Origin of the sequence: Sphingomonas beigongshangi (assembly GCF_016820445.1) — a bacterium.
In the GTDB taxonomy this organism is placed as follows: Bacteria; Pseudomonadota; Alphaproteobacteria; order Sphingomonadales; family Sphingomonadaceae; genus Sphingomonas; species Sphingomonas beigongshangi.
Genome location: NZ_JADHDT010000007.1, coordinates 154,355 through 177,745, shown reverse-complemented (window position 1 = coordinate 177,745; position 23,391 = coordinate 154,355). Strand labels below are relative to the sequence as shown.

Annotated in this window: 20 protein-coding genes; 7 read left to right on the top strand and 13 right to left on the bottom strand. The window is 69.4% G+C overall.

The window, feature by feature from the left end; all coding sequences use genetic code 11:
* Positions 1 to 9 precede the first annotated feature (9 nt).
* Together IQ292_RS13950 and IQ292_RS13945 are read right to left on the bottom strand one after the other, a co-directional pair.
* On the bottom strand, positions 10 to 1,104 hold the full coding sequence (locus tag IQ292_RS13950) for a Zn-dependent alcohol dehydrogenase (protein ID WP_203310924.1): 1,095 nt from the start codon (positions 1,102 to 1,104) through the stop codon (positions 10 to 12).
* A 105-nt stretch (positions 1,105 to 1,209) separates the two neighbouring features.
* Complete coding sequence (locus tag IQ292_RS13945) at positions 1,210 to 2,472, bottom strand: acyl-CoA dehydrogenase family protein (RefSeq protein WP_203310923.1); 1,263 nt, start codon at positions 2,470 to 2,472, stop codon at positions 1,210 to 1,212.
* A gap of 155 nt (positions 2,473 to 2,627) precedes the next feature.
* On the opposite strand from IQ292_RS13945, the gene IQ292_RS13940 reads away from it, so the two are divergent.
* Both IQ292_RS13940 and IQ292_RS13935 read left to right on the top strand, forming a co-directional pair.
* Complete coding sequence (locus IQ292_RS13940; RefSeq protein WP_203310922.1) at positions 2,628 to 3,881, top strand: TetR/AcrR family transcriptional regulator; 1,254 nt, start codon at positions 2,628 to 2,630, stop codon at positions 3,879 to 3,881.
* A 188-nt stretch (positions 3,882 to 4,069) separates the two neighbouring features.
* Positions 4,070 to 4,597, top strand: a complete 528-nt coding sequence (locus IQ292_RS13935) for a MarR family winged helix-turn-helix transcriptional regulator (RefSeq protein WP_203310921.1) — start codon at positions 4,070 to 4,072, stop codon at positions 4,595 to 4,597.
* A gap of 144 nt (positions 4,598 to 4,741) precedes the next feature.
* Here the strand turns inward: IQ292_RS13935 and IQ292_RS13930 are convergent, their stop codons facing one another.
* Positions 4,742 to 5,809 (bottom strand): acyl-CoA dehydrogenase family protein, encoded by a 1,068-nt coding sequence (locus tag IQ292_RS13930; protein WP_203310920.1) that lies wholly within the window; start codon positions 5,807 to 5,809, stop codon positions 4,742 to 4,744.
* A 31-nt stretch (positions 5,810 to 5,840) separates the two neighbouring features.
* Positions 5,841 to 7,058, bottom strand: a complete 1,218-nt coding sequence (locus tag IQ292_RS13925) for an acyl-CoA dehydrogenase family protein (RefSeq protein WP_203310919.1) — start codon at positions 7,056 to 7,058, stop codon at positions 5,841 to 5,843.
* A 170-nt stretch (positions 7,059 to 7,228) separates the two neighbouring features.
* On the opposite strand from IQ292_RS13925, the gene IQ292_RS13920 reads away from it, so the two are divergent.
* On the top strand, positions 7,229 to 8,458 hold the full coding sequence (locus IQ292_RS13920) for an MFS transporter (RefSeq protein WP_203310918.1): 1,230 nt from the start codon (positions 7,229 to 7,231) through the stop codon (positions 8,456 to 8,458).
* Here IQ292_RS13920 and IQ292_RS13915 read toward each other — a convergent pair.
* On the bottom strand, positions 8,448 to 9,119 hold the full coding sequence (locus IQ292_RS13915; protein ID WP_203310917.1) for a hypothetical protein: 672 nt from the start codon (positions 9,117 to 9,119) through the stop codon (positions 8,448 to 8,450). The genes IQ292_RS13920 and IQ292_RS13915 overlap by 11 nt on opposite strands.
* A gap of 211 nt (positions 9,120 to 9,330) precedes the next feature.
* Between IQ292_RS13915 and IQ292_RS13910 the strand changes: the two genes are divergently transcribed.
* The 4 genes from IQ292_RS13910 to IQ292_RS13895 all read left to right on the top strand — a co-directional run bounded on the left by IQ292_RS13910 (position 9,331) and on the right by IQ292_RS13895 (position 12,969).
* Complete coding sequence (locus IQ292_RS13910) at positions 9,331 to 10,104, top strand: thioesterase family protein (RefSeq protein WP_203310916.1); 774 nt, start codon at positions 9,331 to 9,333, stop codon at positions 10,102 to 10,104.
* 144 nt (positions 10,105 to 10,248) lie between these two features.
* Positions 10,249 to 10,788 (top strand): EF-hand domain-containing protein, encoded by a 540-nt coding sequence (locus tag IQ292_RS13905; protein WP_203310915.1) that lies wholly within the window; start codon positions 10,249 to 10,251, stop codon positions 10,786 to 10,788.
* Positions 10,789 to 10,861: 73 nt separating this feature from the next.
* Entirely contained in the window at positions 10,862 to 11,581 is a 720-nt protein-coding gene (locus tag IQ292_RS13900) for a response regulator (RefSeq protein WP_203310914.1), read from the top strand.
* Between the two features lie 8 nt (positions 11,582 to 11,589).
* Positions 11,590 to 12,969 carry a sensor histidine kinase gene (locus IQ292_RS13895; RefSeq protein WP_203311044.1) on the top strand — a complete coding sequence of 460 codons (1,380 nt, stop codon included), beginning with the start codon at positions 11,590 to 11,592 and terminating at the stop codon, positions 12,967 to 12,969.
* A gap of 140 nt (positions 12,970 to 13,109) precedes the next feature.
* On the opposite strand, the gene IQ292_RS13890 is transcribed toward IQ292_RS13895, so the two are convergent.
* From IQ292_RS13890 to IQ292_RS13855, 8 genes are all read right to left on the bottom strand, one after another.
* Positions 13,110 to 14,390 (bottom strand): MFS transporter, encoded by a 1,281-nt coding sequence (locus tag IQ292_RS13890; protein ID WP_203310913.1) that lies wholly within the window; start codon positions 14,388 to 14,390, stop codon positions 13,110 to 13,112.
* A 135-nt stretch (positions 14,391 to 14,525) separates the two neighbouring features.
* Positions 14,526 to 16,838, bottom strand: coding sequence for a GH92 family glycosyl hydrolase (locus IQ292_RS13885; protein ID WP_203310912.1), 2,313 nt, complete (start codon positions 16,836 to 16,838; stop codon positions 14,526 to 14,528).
* Positions 16,839 to 16,901: 63 nt separating this feature from the next.
* Positions 16,902 to 17,666, bottom strand: a complete 765-nt coding sequence (locus IQ292_RS13880; protein ID WP_203310911.1) for a Crp/Fnr family transcriptional regulator — start codon at positions 17,664 to 17,666, stop codon at positions 16,902 to 16,904.
* 116 nt (positions 17,667 to 17,782) lie between these two features.
* On the bottom strand, positions 17,783 to 18,910 hold the full coding sequence (locus IQ292_RS13875; protein WP_203310910.1) for a CgeB family protein: 1,128 nt from the start codon (positions 18,908 to 18,910) through the stop codon (positions 17,783 to 17,785).
* The gene (locus tag IQ292_RS13870) at positions 18,907 to 19,989 is read right to left on the bottom strand and encodes a CgeB family protein (RefSeq protein ID WP_203310909.1); all 1,083 of its coding nucleotides are present in this window, start codon (positions 19,987 to 19,989) and stop codon (positions 18,907 to 18,909) included. The genes IQ292_RS13875 and IQ292_RS13870 overlap by 4 nt, the downstream gene beginning before the upstream one ends.
* On the bottom strand, positions 19,986 to 21,095 hold the full coding sequence (locus tag IQ292_RS13865) for a CgeB family protein (protein WP_203310908.1): 1,110 nt from the start codon (positions 21,093 to 21,095) through the stop codon (positions 19,986 to 19,988). Before IQ292_RS13865 ends, IQ292_RS13870 begins: the two co-directional genes overlap by 4 nt.
* A complete protein-coding gene (locus IQ292_RS13860; protein ID WP_238941099.1) occupies positions 21,092 to 22,237 on the bottom strand; it encodes a glycosyltransferase family 4 protein in 1,146 nt (381 codons plus the stop codon). The genes IQ292_RS13865 and IQ292_RS13860 overlap by 4 nt, the downstream gene beginning before the upstream one ends.
* A complete protein-coding gene (locus tag IQ292_RS13855; protein ID WP_203310906.1) occupies positions 22,234 to 23,307 on the bottom strand; it encodes an SDR family NAD(P)-dependent oxidoreductase in 1,074 nt (357 codons plus the stop codon). Before IQ292_RS13855 ends, IQ292_RS13860 begins: the two co-directional genes overlap by 4 nt.
* Positions 23,308 to 23,391 lie beyond the last annotated feature (84 nt).

Below are 23,391 nucleotides of genomic sequence, written 5' to 3'. Positions count from 1 at the left end.
CGGGGCGGGTCAGTCGAAGACGATGACGCTGCGCGTCGCGTCGCCGCGGCGCAGTTCGTCGAAGGCATGGTTAATGCGGTTGAGCGGCAGGCGATCGGCGATGATCGTGTCGAGGTCGAGCAGCCCGCGCTGATAGAAATCCACCAGCCGGGGGATGTCGACGGGGAAACGGTTGTAGCCCATGAAGCCGCCCTGCAGCGTCTTGCCCGACAGGAGATCGATCGCAGACAGTCCAACGGATTCCGTCGGCGGCAGCATGCCGAGGATCGTCGCGGTACCGCCACGCCGAAGCACCTTGACCGCCGTGGCGGCCGACTGCGGGCGGCCGACGGCCTCGATGGCGTGATGGACGCCGCCCTTCGTGATCGCGACGACCTCGTCCGCCGCGGTATCGCTCGTCGCGTCGATCGTGTGCGTCGCGCCGAGCGTCTCGGCAACCGCGCGCTTTTCCGCGACGGGGTCGAGCGCGATGATCTTGCCGGCGCCCGCGATCTTCGCGGCGTTGACGGCGGCAAGGCCGATGCCGCCGCAGCCGACGATGCACACCGTTTCCCCCGGCGTCACGTCGGCGACATTGAACACCGCGCCCGCCCCCGTCGTCACCGCGCAGCCGATCAGCGCGGCGCGGTCGAGCGGCATGTCGCGATCGATCGCGACACAGGCATGTTCGTGCACCAGCATCATCTCGGCATAAGCGGACAGATTGAGCATCTGCGCGATCGGCCGTGCATCCTGGCCGGCGCCGAGCATCAGCCGGGGCGGCGCCCCCTTCGGGCGGCGGACGCTGCTGTCGACGCACAGGAACATGCGGCCGGTGACGCAGAATTCGCAATGGCCGCAAAAGGCCGAGAGACAGGTGACGACATGGTCACCGACCCGCACCGTGCGCACCTCGTCACCCACCGCCTCGACGACGCCGGCCGCCTCATGGCCGGGAATGGTGGGCAGCGGATGCGGATAGGTGCCGTCGACGAAATGCAGGTCCGATCGGCAAACCCCGACCGCGTGCGTGCGGATCAGCACCTCGTGCGGGCCCGGCTTGTCGATCGTGACGTCCTCGATGACGAGCGGCGTCCTGGCTTCGTGGAGCACGGCGGCTTTCATGACGATCCCTTTCGCATGGTCGCTTCCCCCCTCACCCTCCCCTTTTACCGTCTTCGGCGGGAGGGGGCGGCTCGGCCGCCCCGGGGTGAGGCACGCTGTCTTCGCCTACCGGCCGGGCCTTTCCAGCGCGATATCGGCGTAGCGCCCGAATTCGTGGCGCGCGATGGCACGGTTGTGCACCTCGTCCGGTCCGTCCGCGAAGCGCAGCGTGCGCACCGCAGCCCAGTCGTGCGCCAGCTTGAAGTCCTGGCTGACGCCGCCGCCGCCATGCGCCTGGATCGCATCGTCGAGGATCTGCAGCGCCATCGTCGGCGCCTGGACCTTGATCATCGCAATCTCGAGCTGCGCGGCCTTGTTGCCCGCCTTGTCCATCATGTCCGCGGCCTTGAGGCAGAGCAGCCGGGTCATCTCGATATCGATGCGCGCGCGGGCGATCCGCTGCTCCCAGACCGAATGGTCGGCGATCCGCTTGCCGAAGGCGACGCGGGTCAGCAGGCGCTTCGCCATCGCCTCGATCGCCTCTTCGGCCACGCCGATCGTGCGCATGCAGTGATGGATGCGCCCCGGGCCGAGCCGGCCCTGCGCGATCTCGAAGCCGCGTCCTTCGCCCAGCAGCATGTTCTCGACGGGCACGCGGACATTGTCGAGCCGGACCTGACCATGGCCGTGCGGCGCATGGTCATAGCCGTAGACGGTCAGCATTCGCTCGATCGTCACGCCGGGCGCATCCATCGGCACCAGGATCATGCTCTGCTGCTGGTGCCGCTTCGCCTCCGTATCGGTCTTGCCCATGACGATCGCGACCTTGCAGCGCGGATCGCCGACGCCGCTCGACCACCATTTGGTGCCGGAGATGACGTAATGGTCGCCGTCGCGCACCATCCGCGTCTCGATATTGGTCGCGTCGGACGAGGCGACGGCGGGCTCGGTCATCAGGAAGGCGGAGCGGATGTCGCCCTGCATCAGCGGGCGCAGCCATGCGTCCTTCTGTGCGCGGGTGCCATAGCGGTGCAGCACCTCCATGTTGCCCGTGTCGGGAGCCGAGCAGTTGAAGCATTCCGAGGCCCAGCCGATCCGCCCCATCTCCTCCGCGCAGAGCGCATATTCGAGGTTGGTGAGCTGTTCGCCCTCGAACGCGAAACTGTCGTCGACCGGCGGCATGCCCGAGTGCGGCGGCATGAAGAAGTTCCACAGACCGGCGGCCTTGGCCTTCGCCTTCACCTCCTCGATCACCGGGATCACCTTCCAGCGGTCGCCGTCATGCTCCTGCGCGTGATAGTCCGCCTGCCGGGGCCGGATCTCCGCCTGGATGAAGGCGCGTACCCGATCCCGGAAATACGTCTCGCGCTCGTTGAGGGTGAAATCCATGAGGCTCCTCGTCCCGCTATCGTTTGGGCAGGCTTATGCCATACCGCATATTCGGTAAAGCCTCCCGCCAGCTACGTGCGCGAGAAATTACGCAGCGTCTCGCCGCCGGCCAAAAAACACTGTTTCTTCGAAAGCTCGGTTGATACAGTTGCGCGATGACGGACGCGGGGGCGCCCACGCAGGTGGGGATCGGTGAGGAGGAAACGGGCACCAAGCGGTTCCGCGCGAAGCGCGACGCCATATTGGCCGCCGCTGCGGAAGCGATCAACGAACAGAGTGCGAAGGGCATGACCTTCGCCGACGTGGCGCGCCGCGTCGGGCTGAACACCACCAGCGTGACCTATTATTTCAAGCGCAAGGAGGATCTGGCGGCGGCGGCGTTCGAGCACACGCTCGATCTGCTGCTCGCGATGCTGGACGACGCGGCCGCCGAAGCGTCGCCGCAGGCGCGGGTGCGCCGGTTCCTGGCGCTCAACATGGCGCGCCTCGCGCGCGTGCAGCGCGGCGAGGAACGCGCCATGGCGGTGCTGTCGGACCTGCGCGCGTCGGAAGAGCCAAACCGCACGCGCCTGCTCAATCGCTGGCGCGAGGTCTTTCGGCGCACCCGCGCCCTGTGGGGGCCGGCAGCGAGCCGCGCACATACCGACCTGTTCGGCGCCCGGGCGCACGTGCTGCTGGAGAATATCTTCTGGTTGCCGGCGTGGCTCGACCGGTACGAGCCAGACCAGTTCGACCGTGTCGAGGCGCGACTGATGGACGTTTTCGCGGGCGGCATCGCCCAGCCCGACGCCCGCTGGTCGCCGGCGCCGATCGACCTGGCGCATGCCGAGACCGAACCGGGACGCGCGGCCTTCTTGCTCGCCGCGACCCGGCTGATCAACGAGCTCGGCTATCGCGGCGCGTCGGTACAGCGGATCGCGGCGGAGCTGAACGTCACCAAGGGCAGCTTCTACCACCATCTGGATGCCAAGGACGATCTGGTCATCGCCTGCTACCGACGCAGCTTCGACACGATCTCCGATGCCCAGCGGCTGGCCGACGCGGCTGGCGGCAGCCACTGGCAGCGGCTGTCGAGCACGATCGCGACGCTGCTGGACGTGCAGTTCGCCGAGCGCGCGCCCTTGCTGCGCACGACCGCGCTCAGCGGCCTGCCCGCCGACGTGCGCAGCGCGATGGTCGACCGGTCGAACCGTATCGCCCGCCGCTTCGCGGGCACGATGATGGACGGCATCGCCGAAGGATCGATGTGCGCGGTCGATGCGCTGATCGCCGCACAGGCATTGATGGCGCTGCAGAATGCGGCGTTCGACATGCGCAAATGGGCCGCGGCGATGCCGCGCGATCGCGCGATCGGCGTCTATGCGTCGACAATCCTGTTCGGCATGTTCGACGACCGCGCGATCGACTGACCCAGCCCCGGACCGGGCGTTGCAGGCGCCTGAAGCCGTGGCAGGCGCTCCATGTCGCTCAAATGTCGATTTTGTTCCCGCCTGTCGAAGATTTTATACGTTTAGGGTGCGGATGTTGTCCTTCGGCGTCGTCATGACGTCATGGGACGACGCTGGCGTCGTTCCTGCTAGGAGACGAGACGCGAGGCATGTCCGACACGATCAAACCGCCCCCCGCCCAATTCCTGCGCGACGACGTCATTCGCGGCGGGATGGACCTGTTGCTGTTCGCCCATAAGTCGCACCTGCGCCATTCGGACGCCGAACTCGCGGCGCTCGGGCTGGGGCGCGCCCATCATCGCTGCCTCTATTTTATCGGGCGGCAACCGAACCTCTCGGTTGGCGACCTGCTGTCGCTGCTCGGCGTGACCAAGCAGTCGCTGGGCCGCGTGCTCGGCGCGCTGATCGAACGCGGGCTGGTCGAGCAGCGGACGGGCGAGACGGACCGTCGCCAGCGGCTGCTGCGGCTGACGGCGGCCGGCGATGCGCTGGAGCGCCGTCTCTTCTCGGGCCTGCACCAGAACATGAGCCGCGCCTATGCCGCATCGGGCGAGGAAGCGGTCACCGGCTTCTGGACGATGATGCAGAACCTGATGAGCGACGAGGCGCAGCGTCAGTTCGCCGCCTTCCACGCCGTGCCGGGCCGTACCGGCGAGATGATGGCCGCGGCCCACTGATCAAAGGCCGGACGGCGCACGGCCGGGGGGACCGGCGCCGCCCATGCGCACCATGCGCCGCCTGATAGCCGGCCCTTGCCTGTCTCGACCGGTCGTGCGGTCAGCGCGACGGCGCGCCGCCGCGCACGAAGCACGGCTGCTGCATCAATAGCCCGCCAGCCGGCCGAAGCGGTCGCGGTGCCATGCGGCATTGCCCCACATCGCCTCGAGCACGGCGGCGCGCTTCAGGTAGAAACCGGCGTGATGCTCGTCGGTCATGCCGATGCCGCCATGCAGCTGCACCATCTCCCGACTGACGAGCTTCGTGGTCTCGCCGCCGACCGCCTTGGCAAGGCTGACCGCCTGCGCGACGTCGGATCGGCCCGCGTCGATCGCCTCCAGCGCGCCCTCGACCACCGAGCGCATCAATTCGAGCTCGGTGAACATCTTGGCCATGCGATGCTGCAGCGCCTGGAAGGTGCTGAGCGGCTGACCGAACTGGACGCGCGTCTTGAGATAGGCGTTGGTGTCGTCGAACGCCTGACCGGCGAGGCCGAGCATCTCGGCGGTGACGAGCGCGGCAGCCCGGTCGCAGATCGCGGCCGTCAGCGCCTTGTCGCCGAGCCGCACGGCCGGCGCCGCGTCGAAGCGGACGTCGGCGTGACTGCGGCTGTCGGCCATCCGGCGCGGCGTTCTGGAGACCGCCGCATCGCCGGCGACGAGATAGAGGCCGTCCGCCGCCGCGACGACGAAGGCTTGCGCCCCGTCCCCCTCCGCGACGAACATCTTCGTGCCCGTCAGCCGCCCGTCCGCGACGACCGTGTCGAGTGCGTCCGGATCGTGCAGCGGTCCCTCGTCGACCGCCAGCGCGACGATCGCCTCGCCGGCCGCGATACGGGGCAGCCATGCCGCCCTCGCCTCGGCATCCTCGCCCATCGCGATCGCGCTCGCCGCGGCGGCGGTCGCGGCGAGCGGCGTCGCGGTCAGCGTCCGGCCGAGCTGTTCGAGCACGAGCCCCAGCGACAGATACCCCATGCCGGCGCCGCCATCCGCCTCCGGCACGACGATACCGGGCCAGCCCATCTGGCCGACCTCCGCCCAGACGGCGGGATCGAAGCCGGCGGGCGGCGCAGCGTCGCGCACCGCGCGGAACGCGGCGACGGGCGATTCCTTGTCGGTCCAGCTCTGCGCCATGTCGCGCAGCATCGTCTGGTCTTCGGTCAGCACGGCCATGTCTGTTGCTCCGTTCTCCGCGGCGCGGCGATCACTGGTGGTCGAGCATCCCGAGGATGCGCTTGGCGACGATGTTGTTCTGGATCTCGGTCGAGCCGCCGTAGATCGAGACGGCCTTGCCCCACAGCCAGGTGCGGGTCTGGGTCAGTTCCTCTTCGCTGAAGCCCTCGCCCTCCCAGCCGAGGCCGCTCATGCCCATGATCTCGATGGCGAGTTCGGCGCGCTCCTGCGTGATCCGGGCGCCGACGTTCTTCATGATCGACGAGGTCGCGGACGGACCCTGGCTCGCCTTCGCCTCCAGCGCGGCGCGGCGCAACGTCAAGCCGAAGGCGCGCACGTCCATGTCGTGGCGGATCAGCCGCGCGCGCAGATCCGCGTCCGCGAGCCGGCCCTCGGCGTCGACGCCGCGATAGCGCTTGGCGATCTCGCCGAGCGGTGTCCCGGCGAGCAGACGCCCGGTCGAGCCGCCGCCCGACAGGCTGGAACGTTCGTGCTGGAGCAGGCGCTTGCCGATCGTCCAGCCCTCCCCCTCGCGGCCGACGAGATTCTCCTTGGGCACCTTCACGTCCGTGAAAAACGTCTCGCAGAAGGGCGAGGCGCCGGAAATGAGGCGGATCGGCTTCACCTCGACGCCCGGCGCGTCCATGTCGATCAGCAGGAAGCTGATCCCCTCGTGCTTGCGCGTCCGATCGGTGCGGACGAGCGCGAAGCACTTGTCCGCCCACTGGCCGCCGCTGGTCCAGGTCTTCTGGCCGTTGACAAGATAGTGGTCGCCGCAATCCTCGGCGAACGTCTGCAGATTGGCGAGGTCGGAGCCGGCGCCCGGTTCGGAATAGCCCTGGCACCAGCGGATCTCGCCGCGGGCGATCGGGGGAATGTGCTCGCGCTTCTGCGCCTCGCTGCCATATTCGAGCAGCGTGGGGCCGAACATCATCACGCCCATGCCGCCGATCGGGTTCCACGCACCGATCCGCGCCATCTCCTCCGCCAGCACGCGCGCCTCCGCACGCGACAGGCCGCCGCCGCCATAGTCGCGCGGCCAGGTCGGCACGCCCCAGCCTTTCGCGCCCATTGCCTCGCGCCAGCGGCGCTGGTCGTCCGTCTCCTCACCCGGCCCCTCCACCGCGGACATCGCATTGTCCTTGTGCGCCAGCGCGGAAGGGAAGTTCGCGGCCAGCCACGCGCGCGCCTCCGCGCGGAAGGCGTCAAGCGGATCGGCGGGGGCGTCGGGCGCGGCAAGCGTGGCCATCGGCATCTCTCCTCAGCCCGATTCAGAAGATCGGGTATGCTGGACGGGCATCGCACGGATGCGCCCCCGATGCAAATGCATCGAACCTGCGGATTGGCGCAGGAGCACCGTCGGTCTACACCGGCGCGAAGGGCGGCAAGGCGGCCCATCGGACGGCAAGGGGAAGAAGCATGCGATTCGAGCATCGGGCGATCCCGATCGTCCTCGCGGCCGTCGTCGTCGACGTGATCGGTCTGGGCATCGTCATGCCCGTGCTGCCGGCGCTGGTGACGCATCTGGGCCGGATGGATCTGGCGCAGGCCACGCGCGTGTCCGGCTGGCTGCTCGCCGTGTTCGCGATCGGCCAGTTCGTCGCCGGTCCGATCCTCGGCAATCTGGGCGACCGCTTCGGGCGACGGCCGGTGTTGATGGCCTCGATGGTCGCCTTCAGCCTCGATTATCTGCTGATGGCGGCGGCGCCGACGCTCGCATGGCTGTTCGTCGGGCGCGCGATCGCGGGCGTCGCCGGCGCGACGTTCGGGCCGGCGGGCGCGGTGATCGCTGACACGACGCCCGCCGACCGGCGTGGCCCGATCTTCGGCCTGCTGGGCGCGGCATTCGGCGTCGGCTTCATCCTCGGCCCGGCGCTGGGCGGTATCGCCGCCGGCTGGGGCACCCGCGCGCCCTTCGTCGTCGCCGCGGCGCTCGCCGCGCTCAACGCCGTCGCGATGGCGCTCTTCCTTCCCGAGACGCTCGCACCGCAAAACCGCCGGCCCTTCCGGCTGCGTGACGCACATGTCGTCGACGCGTTCAAGCCGCTGTTCGCCGCCGGCAATGCGACGCCGCTGCTGGTCGCCTGGTTCCTGTGGCAATTGGGCAATACCGTCTACCCCGCGACCTGGTCGTTCTGGGCGGCGATCCGGTTCGGCTGGAACGCCACGGCGATCGGCTGGAGCCTCGCCTGGGTCGGCTTCCTCAGCGTGGTCGTCCAAGTGGGGCTGACGCGGCGCGTGCTCGCGCGGGTCGGCGAGCGCAACGCGGCGGTCATCGGCCTGTTCAGCGCCACTGCGACGCTGATCGCCTATGCGTTCACGACGCAGGGATGGCAGGTCTATGCGTTCTTCCTGCTCGGCTGCCTGGGCGCCTTCGCCTATCCGGCGATGAACGCGACGCTGTCGCGCATGGTCGACGCGACGCGGCAGGGTGCGCTGCAGGGCGGCATCGGATCGATGAATTCGGTCGCGGCGATCCTGGGGCCGCTCATCGCCGCGCAAAGTTTGGGCTGGGGCGCCGCCCATGGATTCGACGGCGCCGCGTTCATGGTCGCCGCCGCGCTGATCGGCAGCGCCGCATCAATCATCTGGCTGCGCGTACCGACGGCATCGCCAGCGCCGGAGTCGCCAGCGGCGATCAGTCGCTGATCGTCCAGCCCTGCGCGCTGCGGCCGCGCACGCCCTGCTGCGCGAGCAACAGGCTTTGATAGCTGGTCGGCGGCACGGCCACAGGGACGAAGGCGGCGGTCTCGACGGGGGCGATACGCACCGGTGCGGCGACCATGACCGGCAGGCGTGGCGCGACGCCGCGCATGGCGACCCGATCCACCGTGAAGGCGTGGAATTCCTGCCCCGCTACGAAGCGCGCATGCTTGCCCTTGACGAACGCGCCCGCGACGATGCCGCCGAACGCCACCGCCCCGATCGTCGCCGCGGTCGCGCCGTCCCCTTCCGCGCGGAAGCGCCCCGTCACGGGAATGGAGCGGCCCTCGACCTCGACCGATCGCAGCGCGATCTCCAGCTTGCCGGACCGCCCATAGGCGCCCTTGCCGGAGCGAACCGCCACCTCTCCGACGCCGGGCGTACCCTGCGGGATGAGCAGGCGGCCATCGGCGTAGACATCCCGACTGACGGTGACGCCGAACCGCTGGCCGACGTGCGCACCCGCGGAACTGAGGTCCTGATCCAGCTTGACGGCAATGTCGCTATGCGCGGGCAGCGCGGCCTCCTGCGCCTGTGGCGTCGCCTGTGCCGGCATGGCCAGCGCCGCCGAGACGAGCCCCAAAGCGACCTTCCCCAAATTCGCCATCGTTCCCGCGCCTCCCATGCGCCGTCATGTCCATACGGTGCGGATCTAACCGAAAGGCCTTCGCGAGCCATGAAGCGCGATCGTCAACGCCGCGCTTACCATAGCCATCGCCGACGTAACCGAACCCGGGTTTTCGACGATTGCGTATGGTCGTGGCGGCCAAAGCCGCCTAGCGTCGCGTCATGATCGAATACCGCGAATCCGACCTGCCATGACCGGCCTCAAGACGATCCTCGACACGCTGGAGCCTGCGGCGGACGGGTGGCGTGGGACGATCCCGGAGACCTGGCTGCAGGGGAGGACGTGCTACGGCGGCCTGTCGGCAGCCCTCGCGCTGCACGCGGCGCAAGCCTCGGACGTCGACCTGCCGCCGCTTCGTTCTGCGCTGGTGGCGTTCGTCGGCCCGTTGAGCGGAACCGTCGTCGTCCGCGCGACGCGGCTGAGGCGGGGGCGCAACGCCGCCTTCGTGCAGGCGGATGTCGAGGGCGAGGCGGGGCTGGGCCTGCGCGCGACGTTCGTGTTCATGGCGCCCGTGCCGTCGCGCGTCGATCACCGCGTCGAGGCGCCCCTGCCCTTTGCGGTGCCGGAACCGGGAGCGCCGACGCAGAACGGTCACCCCGCCGTGCGTTTCTCGCAGAATTTCGACATGGTCGACGACGTCGCCGGCACCGGCCCGGCGGAATGGCGGCGCTGGGTGCGGCTGCGCGACCGCGACGGCCTGGACCCGGCGGTGGAGCTCATCGCCGTCGCGGACTGTCTGCCGCCCGCCGCGCTGAAACTGATCGGCGGTCCCGCGCCGGTGAGTTCGATGACCTGGCAGCTCAACCTGCTCGATACGCCGACCCCGCCGCGCGACGGCTGGTGGTTGCTGGAAAGCGCCACCGATCATGCCCGGGCCGGAACGTCGAGCCAGCGCATGGCGATCTGGTCGCCGGACGGCGGTCGCATCGCGGAGCAGATGCAGAGCGTCGCGCTGTTCGGGTAGGCCTCGTCCGGGCGCAAGGTCGCGGCGGACGCGACAATTTGCGACATTCGCGCGGTCGGACGACACATGCATGGGACATAACGATGGCAAAGGAGGCGCAAGCGTAGACGGGATGGGCCCGTTGCGCTGGAGATCCTGATCCGCATGCGTATCCCCTTCATCACGCTGGCGATCGCCGCGAGCGGCTTTGCCGCGACATTTGCATCCGCGCAGACCGCAATGCCCCCGGCATCGCCGCCTCCGCCGCCAGGCGGCGCCATGATGCGCGCCGATGCCAATCACGATGGCGTGGTGACGCGCGACGAGGCGCTCGCCGAGGCCGGCGCCCGGTTCGACGCGATGGACGCCAACCACGACGGCTCGCTTTCCGCGGCGGAGCGCCAGGCGTTCCGCGCCTCGATGCGCGCCCACTGGCGGGGCCAGATGACCGGCAACGCGGCGCCGCCGCCTGCGCCACCGGCCCCACCGGCCCCTCCCCAGCCCGCCGCCGGCGGAAACGACGATGGTCCCGCGGTCGCGCGGGCCGACTATGTCGCGCGGGCCGGCATGCGGTTCGATCGCATGGATGCCAATCACGACGGCAAGCTCGACGCGACCGAGATGGCGCAGGCGCGTCCCTACGGGCGTCGTGGCATGCGTGGTGGCGACGCGCCGCCGCCCCCGCCCCCTGCCGACGCACAGTGACGGATCCGGACCGGGCGGCCGCAGGACGCCCGGCCGGCTTGCGGGAGGGCGCACGATGACTAATGCGGACGGAATGGGAGACATGCCGCATCTGCTGCTCGTCGACGACGAGCGCTCGATCCGCGAGCCGCTCGCGCATTATCTGACCCGGCAGGGCTTTCGGGTCACGCAGGCGGCGGACGCCGAAAGCGCCCGCACGCGGCTGGCCGCCTATGCCATCGATCTCGTGATCCTCGACATCATGATGCCGGGCGAGGACGGCCTGTCGCTGTGCCGCCACATCGCCGCGACGAGCGATACGCCCGTCATCCTGCTGACTGCCAAGGCGGAGGAGACCGACCGCATCGTCGGATTGGAGATGGGCGCGGACGATTATGTCGTGAAGCCGTTCAGCCCGCGCGAGCTGGCCACGCGGGTCAAGGTGGTGCTGCGTCGCCTGACCGCGGGCGGCACGCGCCAGCACGCACCGGAGAGCGGCTCCTATGCCTTCGCCGGCTGGGTGCTGAAGACGGGCGAGCGGACGCTCGTGGATCGCGAGGGCGTGTCGGTGCCCCTGTCGACGGGCGAGTACAATCTGCTGCTCGCGCTCGTCACCCGGCCGCGCCAGGTGCTGACGCGCGACCAGCTGCTCGACCTGACGCAGGGGCGCGAGGCGGCGGCCTTCGACCGCGCGATCGACAATCAGGTCAGCCGTCTTCGCCGCAAGATCGAGACGGACGCCAAGGCGCCGGAAATCATCAAGACCGTGTGGGGCGGCGGCTATACGCTGGCGGCGGAAGTCACGCGGCTGTGAGCGGCGCGATGGACGGCGCGGCGAACGGCGCGACGCGGCGCCTGTGGCGGCCGCGCACGCTGGCCGGACAGCTCGCGCTGCTCGTCGCGATCGGCCTGTTCATCGCGCAGGCGATCAACTTCGGCCTGCTGCTGCGCGAGCGGCGGGGGCTGCGCCTGGAGCAGACGACCGGGCCGGTCGTGGCGCGGCTGATCGACGCGGTGGAGCGGCCGGTGCGGCCCGGACGACTGCGCGGCGACCGCGAGACGCACGCGCGGGTGCGTCGCTACGCCGCCAATCCGATTCCCACGGCCGCGCAGCGGCTCCCCGAGGTCGAGGCCGCGCTGCGCGAGGCGCTGGCGGAAACGGGCCTGCGGCCGGGCCGGATCGTCACCGGCCTCGGTCGTATCGATCCGGCGAACCCCTGGCTGCGGCGCATGCCGCTGAAGCGCGCGGAGCGCCTCATCGCGCGCGGCAACGAGCTGCGCATCGCGGTCGAGCGGCCGGGACAGGACTGGCTGGTGCTCAACACCTTCTGGTTGAGCGACGACCGCGACCTGGTGTGGCGGCTGGCCGGGCAGACGGCGGTCCTCTATCTGCTCGTGCTGGTGCCGCTCCTGCTCGCGGGACGCCAGCTGTCCCGCCCCCTGCGCGACCTGACGCGCGCAGCGGAGCGATTCGGCCCGCGCGACGAGGGTGAGGCCGTACCGCCGAGCGGTCCGGAGGACGTGCGCCAGCTCATCACCGCGTTCAACGACCTGCGGCTCCGCGTCACCGCGATGCTCGACGAGAAGGACCGCATGCTGGGCGCGATCGGCCATGACCTGCGCACGCCGCTCGCCGCGCTGCGCGTGCGTATCGAATCGGTGGAGGACGACGCCGACCGCGCACGGATGGCGGACACGATCGCGGAGATGAACCGGACGCTCGACGACATATTGTCGCTGGCGCGGATCGGGCGGCCAAGCGAGGCCCCGACCGAGGTCGATCTCGCCGCGCTGGTCGATGCGGTGGTCGAGGATTTCCGCGATCTGGGGCAGGATGTCGCCTTCGAGGAGGCGGCGCGGCTGAAGATGCGAATGCGACCCGCGCTGATGCGGCGCGCGATCCGCAACCTGATTGAGAATGCGGTGAAATATGGCGGCGGCGCGGAGGTGCGGCTGGTCGTCGCGCCGCGCGAGGTGGCGATCGAGGTCGCGGATCGCGGCCCCGGCATTCCCGACGCCCGGCTGAACGACGTGTTCGACCCCTTCACGCGGCTGGAGACCTCGCGCAATCGCGACACGGGCGGCATCGGCCTGGGCCTGGCGCTGGCGCGGACGATCGTGCGCGAGGCGGGCGGCGACATCCGCCTCGCCAACCGCGACGGCGGCGGACTGTGCGCGACGATCGCGCTGCCGCGTGGATAGGGCGTGAATCATTTCTGGTAAGGCGGTGCCGGCCCTCACCGCCACCCGGCCGCCCACTCAGCATATTCTGGATGAGCGGCCGGGTGGCGGTGAGCGCCGGCACCGCGCCGATCCAGGTTCGCTGGATCACATCCCGGGCTTCAGTCCTCGACGATCGCACTGTCGACACGCGTGTCGCGCATCCGCCAATAGGTGACGAGCGAGACGGCGATCATCGCCGAGACATACCAGTAGAAGGCGTTCTCGGCACCGGCCTGCTTCAGCCAGAGCGCGACATATTCGGCAGTGCCCCCGAACGCTGTATTCGCGAGCGCATAGGGCAAGGCGACGCCAAGGGCGCGGACGTGCGCAGGGAAAAGCTCCGCCTTCACCACCGCGTTGATCGCGGTGTAGCCGGTGACGATCAGAAGCGCGACCATCACCAGCGCGAAGGCGAGTACCGGGCTGCGCACGGTTTCCAGCAATGTGAAGATCGGCACCGTCGCGATCATGCCGGCGATGCCGAAACCGATCATCAGCGGGCGGCGGCCGATCCGGTCTGACAGGGCGCCGGCAAGCGGCTGGAGCGCGGCATAGAGCGCCAGGGCGCCGGTCATGATCCAGGTCGCGGTCTCGCGGTCGAAGCCCGTGGTGTTGACGAGGAACTTCTGCATGTAGGTCGTATAAGCGTAGAAGGCGAGCGTGCCGCCGGCGGTGAGCAGCACCACGGTCGCCGCCTCGCGCGGATGACGGCTGAACAGCAGCCAGCCGCTCGACCGGGGCTTGTCGCGGGCGTTCTCGAACGACTGCGTTTCCGCGAGGCCGCGGCGGATGCGAAAGACGAGGATCGCGAGCAGGCCGCCGAGCGCGAACGGCAGCCGCCAGCCCCAGGCCTCCAGTTGCGCCTCGCTGAGCGCCGCCTGCAGCAGCAACAGGGTGAAGAGGGCGAGCAACTGCCCCGCGATCAGCGTGACATATTGGAAGGACGAGAAGAAGCCGCGGCGGTCCCGGCCAGCCATTTCGGACAGATAGACCGCGCTCGCGCCATATTCGCCGCCGACGCTGAGCCCCTGCATCAGCCGGGCGACGACGAGGAGCGCCGGTGCGCCCCAGCCGATCGTCGCATAGCCGGGCGACACCGCGATCAGCAGCGCGCCCGCGCACATCAGCGTCACCGACAGCGTCAACCCTGCCTTGCGCCCGTAGCGGTCGGCATAGATGCCCATGATCCACGCGCCCACCGGCCGCATCACGAAGCCGACCGCGAAGATCGCCGCGGTGTTGAGCAATTGCGCGGTCGGATCGCCCTTCGGAAAGAAATGCGGGGCGAAATACAGGCCGAAAGCGGAATAGACGTACCAGTCGAACCATTCGACCAGATTGCCCGCCGACCCGCCGAGGATCGAGCGCAGACGATGATGGCGGTCGGGTCGATCGGTCATGGCGGGATCATAGCCCGCCCGGCCGCAGCGTCACCCCCTTCGCGAGGCGCCCGCTACCAGGACCGGACCCGGACGAGGCCATGCCCCCGACCGATGCCCCGATCGATGCCGCAGCGCAGCCGGTAATGCGCCTCGTCAATAGGGCGTCATCGAATAGGGCCGGTCCGCCTTGGCGGTCGCCCAGGCGCGGTTCGGCGTCGCCTGCATGGTGAATCGCAGCTCGCCGCCCGCCATGATCTGCTGATGCGTCAGGTAGCTGCGCTCGAGCGCCTTGCCGTCGAGCGTGACGCGGCCGACATAGCGGTTGGCGTCGCTCAACCCGTCGGCGACGATCACGAACCGCTTCCCGTTGGGCAGCGCCAGCGTGGCGCGGCGCACGAACGGGCGTCCGATGACATATTGTCCGGAAGCCGGCGTGACCGGGTAGAAGCCGAGCGCGGTGAAGACGAGCCAGGCCGACATCTGGCCGAGGTCGTCGTTGCCGGACAGGCCGTCCGGCGTCGGCTTGTACTGGCTGGCGACGATCTGGGCGAGCCGCTCCTGCGTCCGCCACGGCTGACCGGCGAGCACGTAGAGATAGGCGACGTGGTGGCTCGGCTCGTTGCCGTGGATATACTGGCCGATCAGCCCGGCGATGTCTTCCGCATGGCTGTAGTCCAGCTTCGAATTGTCGTAGTCGAACATGGCATCGAGCTTGGCCACGACCTTCGCGTCGCCGCCGAGCAGGCGGAACAGGCCGCCCTGGTCATGCGGCATGAACCAGCTATATTGCCAGGCATTGCCCTCCGTATAGTCGGAGCCGTAGTTGATTGCGGTCGGATCGAAGGGCGTGCGGAAACTGCCGTCGCTCTTGCGCGCGCGCAGGAAGCCGGTTGCGCCATCGAAGCTGTTGCGCCAGTTGGCGGCGCGCCGGTCGAAGGTGGCGGCGATGTCCAGACGCCCCATGGCACGCGCCATCCGAGCGATCGTCCAGTCGTCATAGGCATATTCGACCGTCTTGGACGCCGCTTCGGGCTCCTTGTCGATCGGCACATAGCCGCGCTTCATATACTCGCCCAGGCCGCCATAGGGCGCGTAAGTCGCGCTCGCGACCATGGCGTCCAGTGCCTCGCGGGCGTCGAATCCGCCGATCCCCTTCAGATAGGCGTCGGCGATCACCGGCACGGCATGATAGCCGATCATCGTCCATGTCTCGCGACCCGCGAACTGCCAGACCGGCAGGATGCCGTCGGGGCTGTAGCGACGGCTGTCGACCAGCGAGCGGACGACGTCGGTCGACGTCTGCGCCGGCTGGATCAGGGTCAGCAGGGGATGCTCGGCACGGAAGGTGTCCCACAGCGAGAAGGTCGAGCGGAAGGTGTAGCCCTCGGCGCGGTGCACCTGATCGTCCGGACCGCGATACCGCCCATCGGCGTCGCTCCACACGCTGGGGGCGAGCAGACTATGGTAGAGCGCGGTATAGAGGCTGGTGCGCATCGGCGCGTCGGCGTCGATTTCGACCGCGCCGAGCGACTTGGTCCAGGCGGCCCGCGTCGACGCGAGGATCGCGTCGAAGCCGCCGGGCTCGGCGTCCAGATTGGCCACCGCCCCCGCCTCGTCGACACCCGACAAGGCGACGCGGACCTCGAGCGACCGCAGCTTTCCGAAGTCGAGCCGCGCCTCCAGCTGCCGTCCGAGCTTTTCCGCGACCGCGTCGCTGCCACGCCCCGGCCCCGCGAACCCGCTATAGGGTATGCGGCTGTCGCGATCGACGAACGCGTGATCGGTGAGCGGCGCGGAGAAGCGCATGGCGAAGAAGAGCTTGCGCCCGGGCGCCCAGCCGCGCGTCTCGCGGAAGCCGGTCAGCGTGCCGTCGGGGCGCAGATGCAGGCCGGACCAGAGGACCTTGCCGGGATAATTGTAGAGCGACGAGCGCAGATCGATGACGATGTGCGCAGGCTTTCCCCAAAAGGTGTAGCGGTGCACGCCGACGCGGGTGCCGGCGGTAAGTTCGGCGCGCACGCCGTAATCGTCCAGCATGACCGAGTAATAGCCGGGGCCGGCGGCCTCGCGGGCGTGATCGAAGGCGGAGCGATACCCGGAATGCCGGACCGACGGGTCGCCGGGATCCATCTTCACGTCATCGCCCGCGACGGGCATGACCAGCACGTCACCGAGATCGGAATGGCCCGCCCCGGAGAAGTGCGTGTGGCTGAACCCCTGGATCGTCGGGTCTTCGTAGCGATAGCCGGCGGCGTGGCCGTAGCATTGGCGGATCTCGCAACCGGTATCCGTGTCGGGGCTGAGTTGCACCATGCCGAACGGCGCCGTGGCACCGGGGAAGGTATGACCCTGTCCGCCCGTGCCGATAAACGGTCGCGCCGGGGGCAAGGGATCGCGACGGGCCGTCTGTCCGAGGGCTGTCGATGCGACGAGCATACCGCCCGCGGCGAGGAGGAAAGCGCGCATATCCCGCGTTAGAGCATGACCAGCCGCGGCTGGAAAGGGCGTGCCGTCGCTAAGCTGCTGCGATCAGGGGCACTTCCAGGCGCTGCAGTCGGAAAAGAGATAGTCCGGCTCGAACTCCGCGACGATCGCGAGACGGCGTTGATCGAGGATCTCCACCTGCCCTTCGCGAAACACGAGCAGTTCCTGCTCGCGAAGCACGCGCAGCGTACGATTGACGTGCACGCCGGTAAGGCCACAGGCCTCCGCCAGGTCGGGCTGGGTCAGCGGCAAGCCGAAGCGCCCTTCGCGCGCGAGCCCGACCATTTCCATGCGGGCGTTCAGCTCGCAGAAGAAGTGGGCGAGCCGCCCTTCCGCCCCCAGACGCCCGATCCGGAAAATCCACTCGCGGTGCATCGCCGCATCGGTCAGCGTCGAATACCACAACATCCGCGTCAGCCGCGGATGGTCCTCGGTGATCCGGGTCAGGACCTGGTGATCGAAGAGAGCGACCTTGACTGGTCCGAGCGTACCGACGTCATGATCGAGACGACCGGTGGGAAAGCCGTGGAGGTCAACGAAATCGCCGGGCACCTGGATCGACACGATCTGACGATATCCCTCGCGGTCGTCCATGTAGCGGCTGACGTACCCCTCGACGAGGAACATGCTGCGCTCCACGGGCTCGCCGCGCCGGACGAGGAGATGGCGGGGCGGGAAGGTCTTCACCTCGCCGGCCGCATCTTCCAGGACGCGGCACTCGTCGGACGTCATCCGATGCCGGCCGCGGCCCATCAGGAAGCGGCCCGTCAATGGATAGCTGACCAGATCGTCGCCAGGATCGTCCCTCATGGGGCGCTAAACCGATACGATCGCGCAACGTTCCCTGCCCGGACCTTTACACGAGGCAGAGGATTGCGAGGAGGGGCGGATCGATCGATCGCGCAGCGGATCGAAGCTCAAAGCCGCTAGACCGAAACGCGCTCGACCGGCGCGGTGGCCGGCGATCTTAACCGGTCGCGCGACGGCCGATCCGTCCGCGCCTTGCCGTCGATGGCCTCGCGCAGATGCGCTTCGAGTTCGACTGCCCGGTGATCGGAGTCATGCGCGGCGAGCACGCGGGCGCGAGCGGCATGGCCCATCGCCGTCGTATCGCGGGCCAGCGCGGCGATCACCTGCTCCGTCGTATCGGCCAGGATGATCTCGCGGTCGGGCGCGAACAGCTGGTCCAGCCCCTGCCAGCGGTCGGAGATGATCGGGGTCGCGCAGGCGGCGGCCTCGAACAGCCGTACGGAGGGCGACCAGCCGGCCTCGATCATGTCGGCACGGGTGACGTTGAGGGTGAAGCGGCTCGCGGAATAGAAATCGGCATGCTCGGCCGGCGGCAGGTGCGCGATCCGCTCGACGTTCTCAGGCCACTCGATCGTCGCGGGATATTGCGGCCCCGCGACGGCGAAACGACGGTCCGGACAGGCGCGCGCGACATCGATCAGCAGCCGCGTCAGTGTCGGCTGTCGATCGTCGCTGTAGGTGCCGAGATAGGAGAGGTCCCAGCGGACGGGCACGTCGCGCGGGCGATAGGCCCGGCTGTCGACGGAGCAGTAGAGCGCCCGTGCCCTCGGGCTGCCGAACTCCCGTTCGAGACGGGCGAGCGTCGGCCCGCCGGTGAAGGACAGATACAGGTCGTAGCCGGGGATGATGTCGGGCGCGAGATATTCGAAGTCGCCGCGCGCGAGCTTTGCGAGCGTCACGGGCGTATCGATGTCGTAGAACGCGGTGACGCCGCGCGCGACGCGCTGGACATGGCGGCCGACAGCGACGCCGTCCGGAACATAGCTGCCGACGATCACCGCATCCGCGGTCGCGATCTCCGCGCGCCATCGGTCGAGGTCTTCGAGGTCCCGATAATAGCAGAAGCGGCAGAAGCCCGGTTCGGGAAGGTCGCGATGGTCGCCCGCATACCATGGCACCTCCCGCTCCAGAAACACTACGTCGTGCCCCCGCGCCGCGAAGGCGGCGAGCAGCGCGCGATAGGTGGTGGCATGGCCATTGCCCCATGACGATGCGAGGCTGAGGCCGAGCACGACCAGTTTCATGCCGCAACCTCCATCAGATGACGGCGGAACAGCATATCGACGTCGCGCGCGCGAAGGTCGTAGGTGTGTTCGGCCAGCACGCGCGCCAGCGCGGCGCGCCCGATCGCCTCCGCCCGCGCCGGAGTCAGCGCCGCAAGATGGTCGGCGACGTCCTGCCCGTCGCGGGCGACCAGAATTTCGCTGTCCGGCTTCAGGAACTGCTCGATCCCCACCCAGTCGTCCGTGATGAGGCAGGCCGCGGCGCCCGCCGCCTCGAACACGCGGGTCGCGGGCGAGAAGCCGATATGCGCCATCGAATCCCGCGCGACGTTGAGCACGGCGCGCGGCGTGCAATTGAACGCATTATGCTCGGCGGTGTAGACATGGCCGCGGTGACGGACGTTCTCGGGCATGGCCTTCGTCTCCCAGCCGTTGCCACCGATCAGGAAGCTCTGATGCGACAGCGCCGCGGCGGGCTTGAGGAAGAATTCCTCCACCCGCGCCTCGCGGTCGGGCAGCCGGTTGCCGAGGAAGGCGAGGTCGCACGCGAAGCGTTCGTCGCGCGGCACCGGATGATGCGTCTCGGGGTCGAGCGCATTATAGACGGGCACGCACCGCGCCGCGCCGAAGCCGCGATAGGCCTCCACCACCGGGGGGCCACCGCCATAGGTGAGCACCATGTCCAGATGCGGCAGCGCGCGAAGCACGGGATGACCGGCGTCGGCGCGCATCTCGTCGAGGGTCGCGGCAGCGTCGACATCCCAGAACACGCGCAACGCACCGGGTCGCGCATGGCGGACGATGCCGTCGAGCAGCTCCGCGTCGAACACGCCGACGCCGTTCGCCTTGACGACGATGTCCGCCCCGCCCGCCTCGGCCAGGACAGCGTTCAGGCCATCGGTCGTCGCGGGATAGACGACCGAGCGGGCATAGGGCGGCGGGTCGATGTCGCGATGCTGCTGCCGGTCGAAGGCGTCTGGCTCGTAGAAGGTGATGTCATAGCCGCACGCGTGCAGCGCCTTCAGCATGCCGCGATAATAGGTGGCCGCGCCGTTCCAGTAGCTCGACACGAGGCTGGAGCCGTAAAAGGCGATCTTCATGCGGCGTCCTTTGCGGGATGGGCGGCGATCCTGGCGACGATGGCGAGCAGTTCGTCGACGCGGTGCGCGCAGGTGTGGCGGGCGAGGATCGTCTCCCGGCCCGACTTGGCGAGCGCGGCACGCGCATTGGCGTCGTCGCGCAGCAGACGCAGCGCATCGGCCATCTCGTCGCCGGACCGGACCATCAGCAAGTCCTCGCCTATGCGGAACAGTCCCTCCGTATCCGACCAGGGCGCCGACACGAGCGGAATGCCGCAGGCGAGCGCCTCGAACACGCGGATCGTCGGGATGCCGGGCAGCAGCGTCGTATAATAGCGGCGCGGCACATGGACGGTGGCGAGGGCGCTGGCGAACAAGGCGGGCGCGGCGGCGTTGGGCGCCCATCCGTAATAATGCGCGCCGTAACGGGCCAGGGTCGCGCGGGCCTCGTCCGGATAGCGGACGCCATAGATGTCGAGCGGCAGGCCCGCCTCCCGCGTCGGCGCTAACAGGAAGCGTTCGAGCTCCTCGGTCCGCTCCCCGTCGCCCCAGTTGCCGATCCAGACCAGGCCCTCGCGAATGCCCTCCAGCGCGGGCGGGCGGAAGCGGCGCGTGTCGGCCGCCTCGTGCCACGTCCAGACGCGGCCGCCCCATCCCCAGCCGCTATAGACTTCGCTCAGCGTCTCGCCGAACGCGAGGACGCCGTCATAGCCGGACAGGTCATAGGCGCGCATCTGCGCCGGCGCGCTGACCGCGCGATGATGCGTGTCGTGGAACAGCAGGGTCCAGCGTGCGCCGCGCGCCCGCAGCGCGCCGAGGTCGGCGACCACCCTGTGCGCATTCCATTCATGCACGATGACCAAATCCGCGCCATCGACCAGCGCCTCGACATCGGCGTCCTCCGGATAGCTGACCGAGTTGAGTTCCGGATAGGCGGCTCGATAGGGATCGAGCCCCTCCGCGCCATGGTCCGCGAGCAGGTTAACGAGGCTCCAGCCGTTTTCGGGCGCATAGACGCGTACGTCATGGCCCCGGTCGATCAATTCGCTGATCACGCCGCGCAGGAAATGCGCGTTGCCGTGGTTCCAGCACGAGGCGAGGCTGTGAGTGAAATAGACGATGTTCATGCGGCGACCCTGCTGGCGGACGGACGAGCGGCGATCAGTTCGCGATAGAGCGCGAGCATGCGGGCGGCGGTGGCGGCGGGCGTGTAGCGCGCGGCGCGGTCGCGGGCGGCGGCGGCCAGATCCCGGCGGCGCGCAGCGTCCAGCATCAACGCCTCGATCGCGTCGCACCAGGCGGCATGATCCTCGCCGTGCGCGTCGAGCGGCACGAAGAGAGCGGCCTCCTCCCACAATTCGCGGAACGTGGGGGTATCGGACAGAACGAGTGCGCAGCCGGCCTGCGCCGCCTCCAGCACGGCAAGGCCGAAGGGCTCGAACCGCGCCGCCGACACGAAGATCGGTCGCTGGGCCAGGTGGCTGCCAAGTTGCGCGGCGGACAATTGCCCGAGCGGCCGCAGATGGTCGAGACGCACCGTCTCGCCATGCGGCCCGCGAACCGCGCCGGCGGCCAGGAACGGGATCGGCAGGCGCGCCGCGACCCGATCGAGCAAGGCGGCGTTCTTGACCCCGTCCCACAGCCGGCCGACGGTGAGCGCAAGATCGCCGGGCGGCGCGTCGGGCTCAGGCAGGCAGAGCGGGCTGCGCCCGTTGTGCACGGTGACCGGCGCCTCGGCGAGGCCGTAGCGGCGCTGGACGATCGCGCCATAGGCGGCGCTGGGTGCGACGACGCGATCGACCGCGCGCAGCCCGGCGGCGGTCAGCACGCTGTGCCAGCGATAGTCGCGCGCGAGCGGGACGCCGGGCCTCGCCGCCTCCCACCAGGTGCCGACGCATCCGTGCGTGACGGCGATGGTCGGTACCGGCATCGGTCCGGCCGCCGCGAGCGTCGGCATGTTGAGCTGCACCAGATCGACGTTGAGCGCGGCCGCGAGCGCGGCGATCGCCTGTCCTGCGGCGAGCACGGGCGCCGCGTCGGCGCAGAGCCAGTCGAGCGGCAGGTCGGTTTCCATCAGCGTCACCGACCCGGCCTGCGCATCCGCCCCGAGGTGCTCGTCGGGCCGGATCATCGCGCGCTGGGACGCGCTGGGCGGTGGCCCAAGGCAGGCCACGATCACCTCGACCCCGCTGCGCGCCAGTGCGTGCGCGAGTTCGACGGTATATTCCCAGACGCCGCCGACCGCGTCGGAGGTGACGAGCAGCCTCATCCCGCCGCCTGCATGACCGGCGCCGGAGCGAGGATCGGCCGGTTCAGCCCACGCTCGACCGCGAGCCATTGCGCCAGCGCCGCAACGCCGTCGCGCCAGCCGACCTTGGGCGAAAGGCCGAGCGCGGCCTCCGCCGCGCGCGTGTCGGCGACGAAATAGCGCTGGTCCCCGGCCCGCCAGTCCGAAAAGCGTACCTCCACCTCACGGCCGATCAGGTCGCCGATATGCGCCAGCAACCGGCGGAGCGAAATGGCGTTGGCGGGGCCGCCGCCCAGGTTGAAGGCGCGGCCGGCGACGCGATCGATCCTGCGCCAGGCGTTGCAATAGGCCTCCACGGCGTTCGACACGTCGAGAATGTCGCGGACCTGGCAACCGTCGCCGTAGAGCGTGATTGGCTTGCCCTCGAGTGCCCGGATCAGGAAGTGGGCGACCCAGCCCTGATCCTCCGTCCCCATCTGGCGCTGTCCGTAGATACAGCTCATCCGGAGGACGGCGGCGGGTAGGCCGTAGCTGCGCGCGTAATCGAGGACATATTGATCCGCCGACCCCTTCGACACGCCATAGGGCGTGTGGAAGTCGAGCGGGCGCCCCTCGCCCACGCCATGGTCGCGCACCTCCCGGTCGAGCGGCACGTATCGCTCGTCCTCGCGCGCGAAGGCGAGATCGGCCAGGTCGCCGTAGACCTTGTTGGTCGACGCGAACACGAGCGGCGTCCCCCGCCCCTTGCGGCGCAGCGCCTCGAGCAGGTTGAAGGTGCCGAGGATGTTGATCTCGAGATCGTCGCGCGGATCGTCGAGACTGGTGGTCACCGCGACCTGTGCCGCCATGTGGAATACCGCCTGCGCCTCCGCGACCGCGCGGGACAGCGCGTCCGCGTCGCGGACATCCGCCCGGATCACGGTGATCCTGCCGCCGTGACGGTCCTGCAGCCAGGCGAGGTTGCGTTCGACACCCGGTCTCGACAGGCGGTCGTAGACGATGACGTCATGGCCCTCGCCCGCCAGTCGATCCGCGATGTTGCTGCCGATGAAGCCGGCGCCGCCCGTGACGAGGATCGGCGCCCCGGTCATGCGGACACGCCCCACGGCGCGCGGGCAACAGGAGGCCGGGCGTGCGCGCGAGCGGCCGCAGCCCGGCGGCGTGACGTGGCGCCC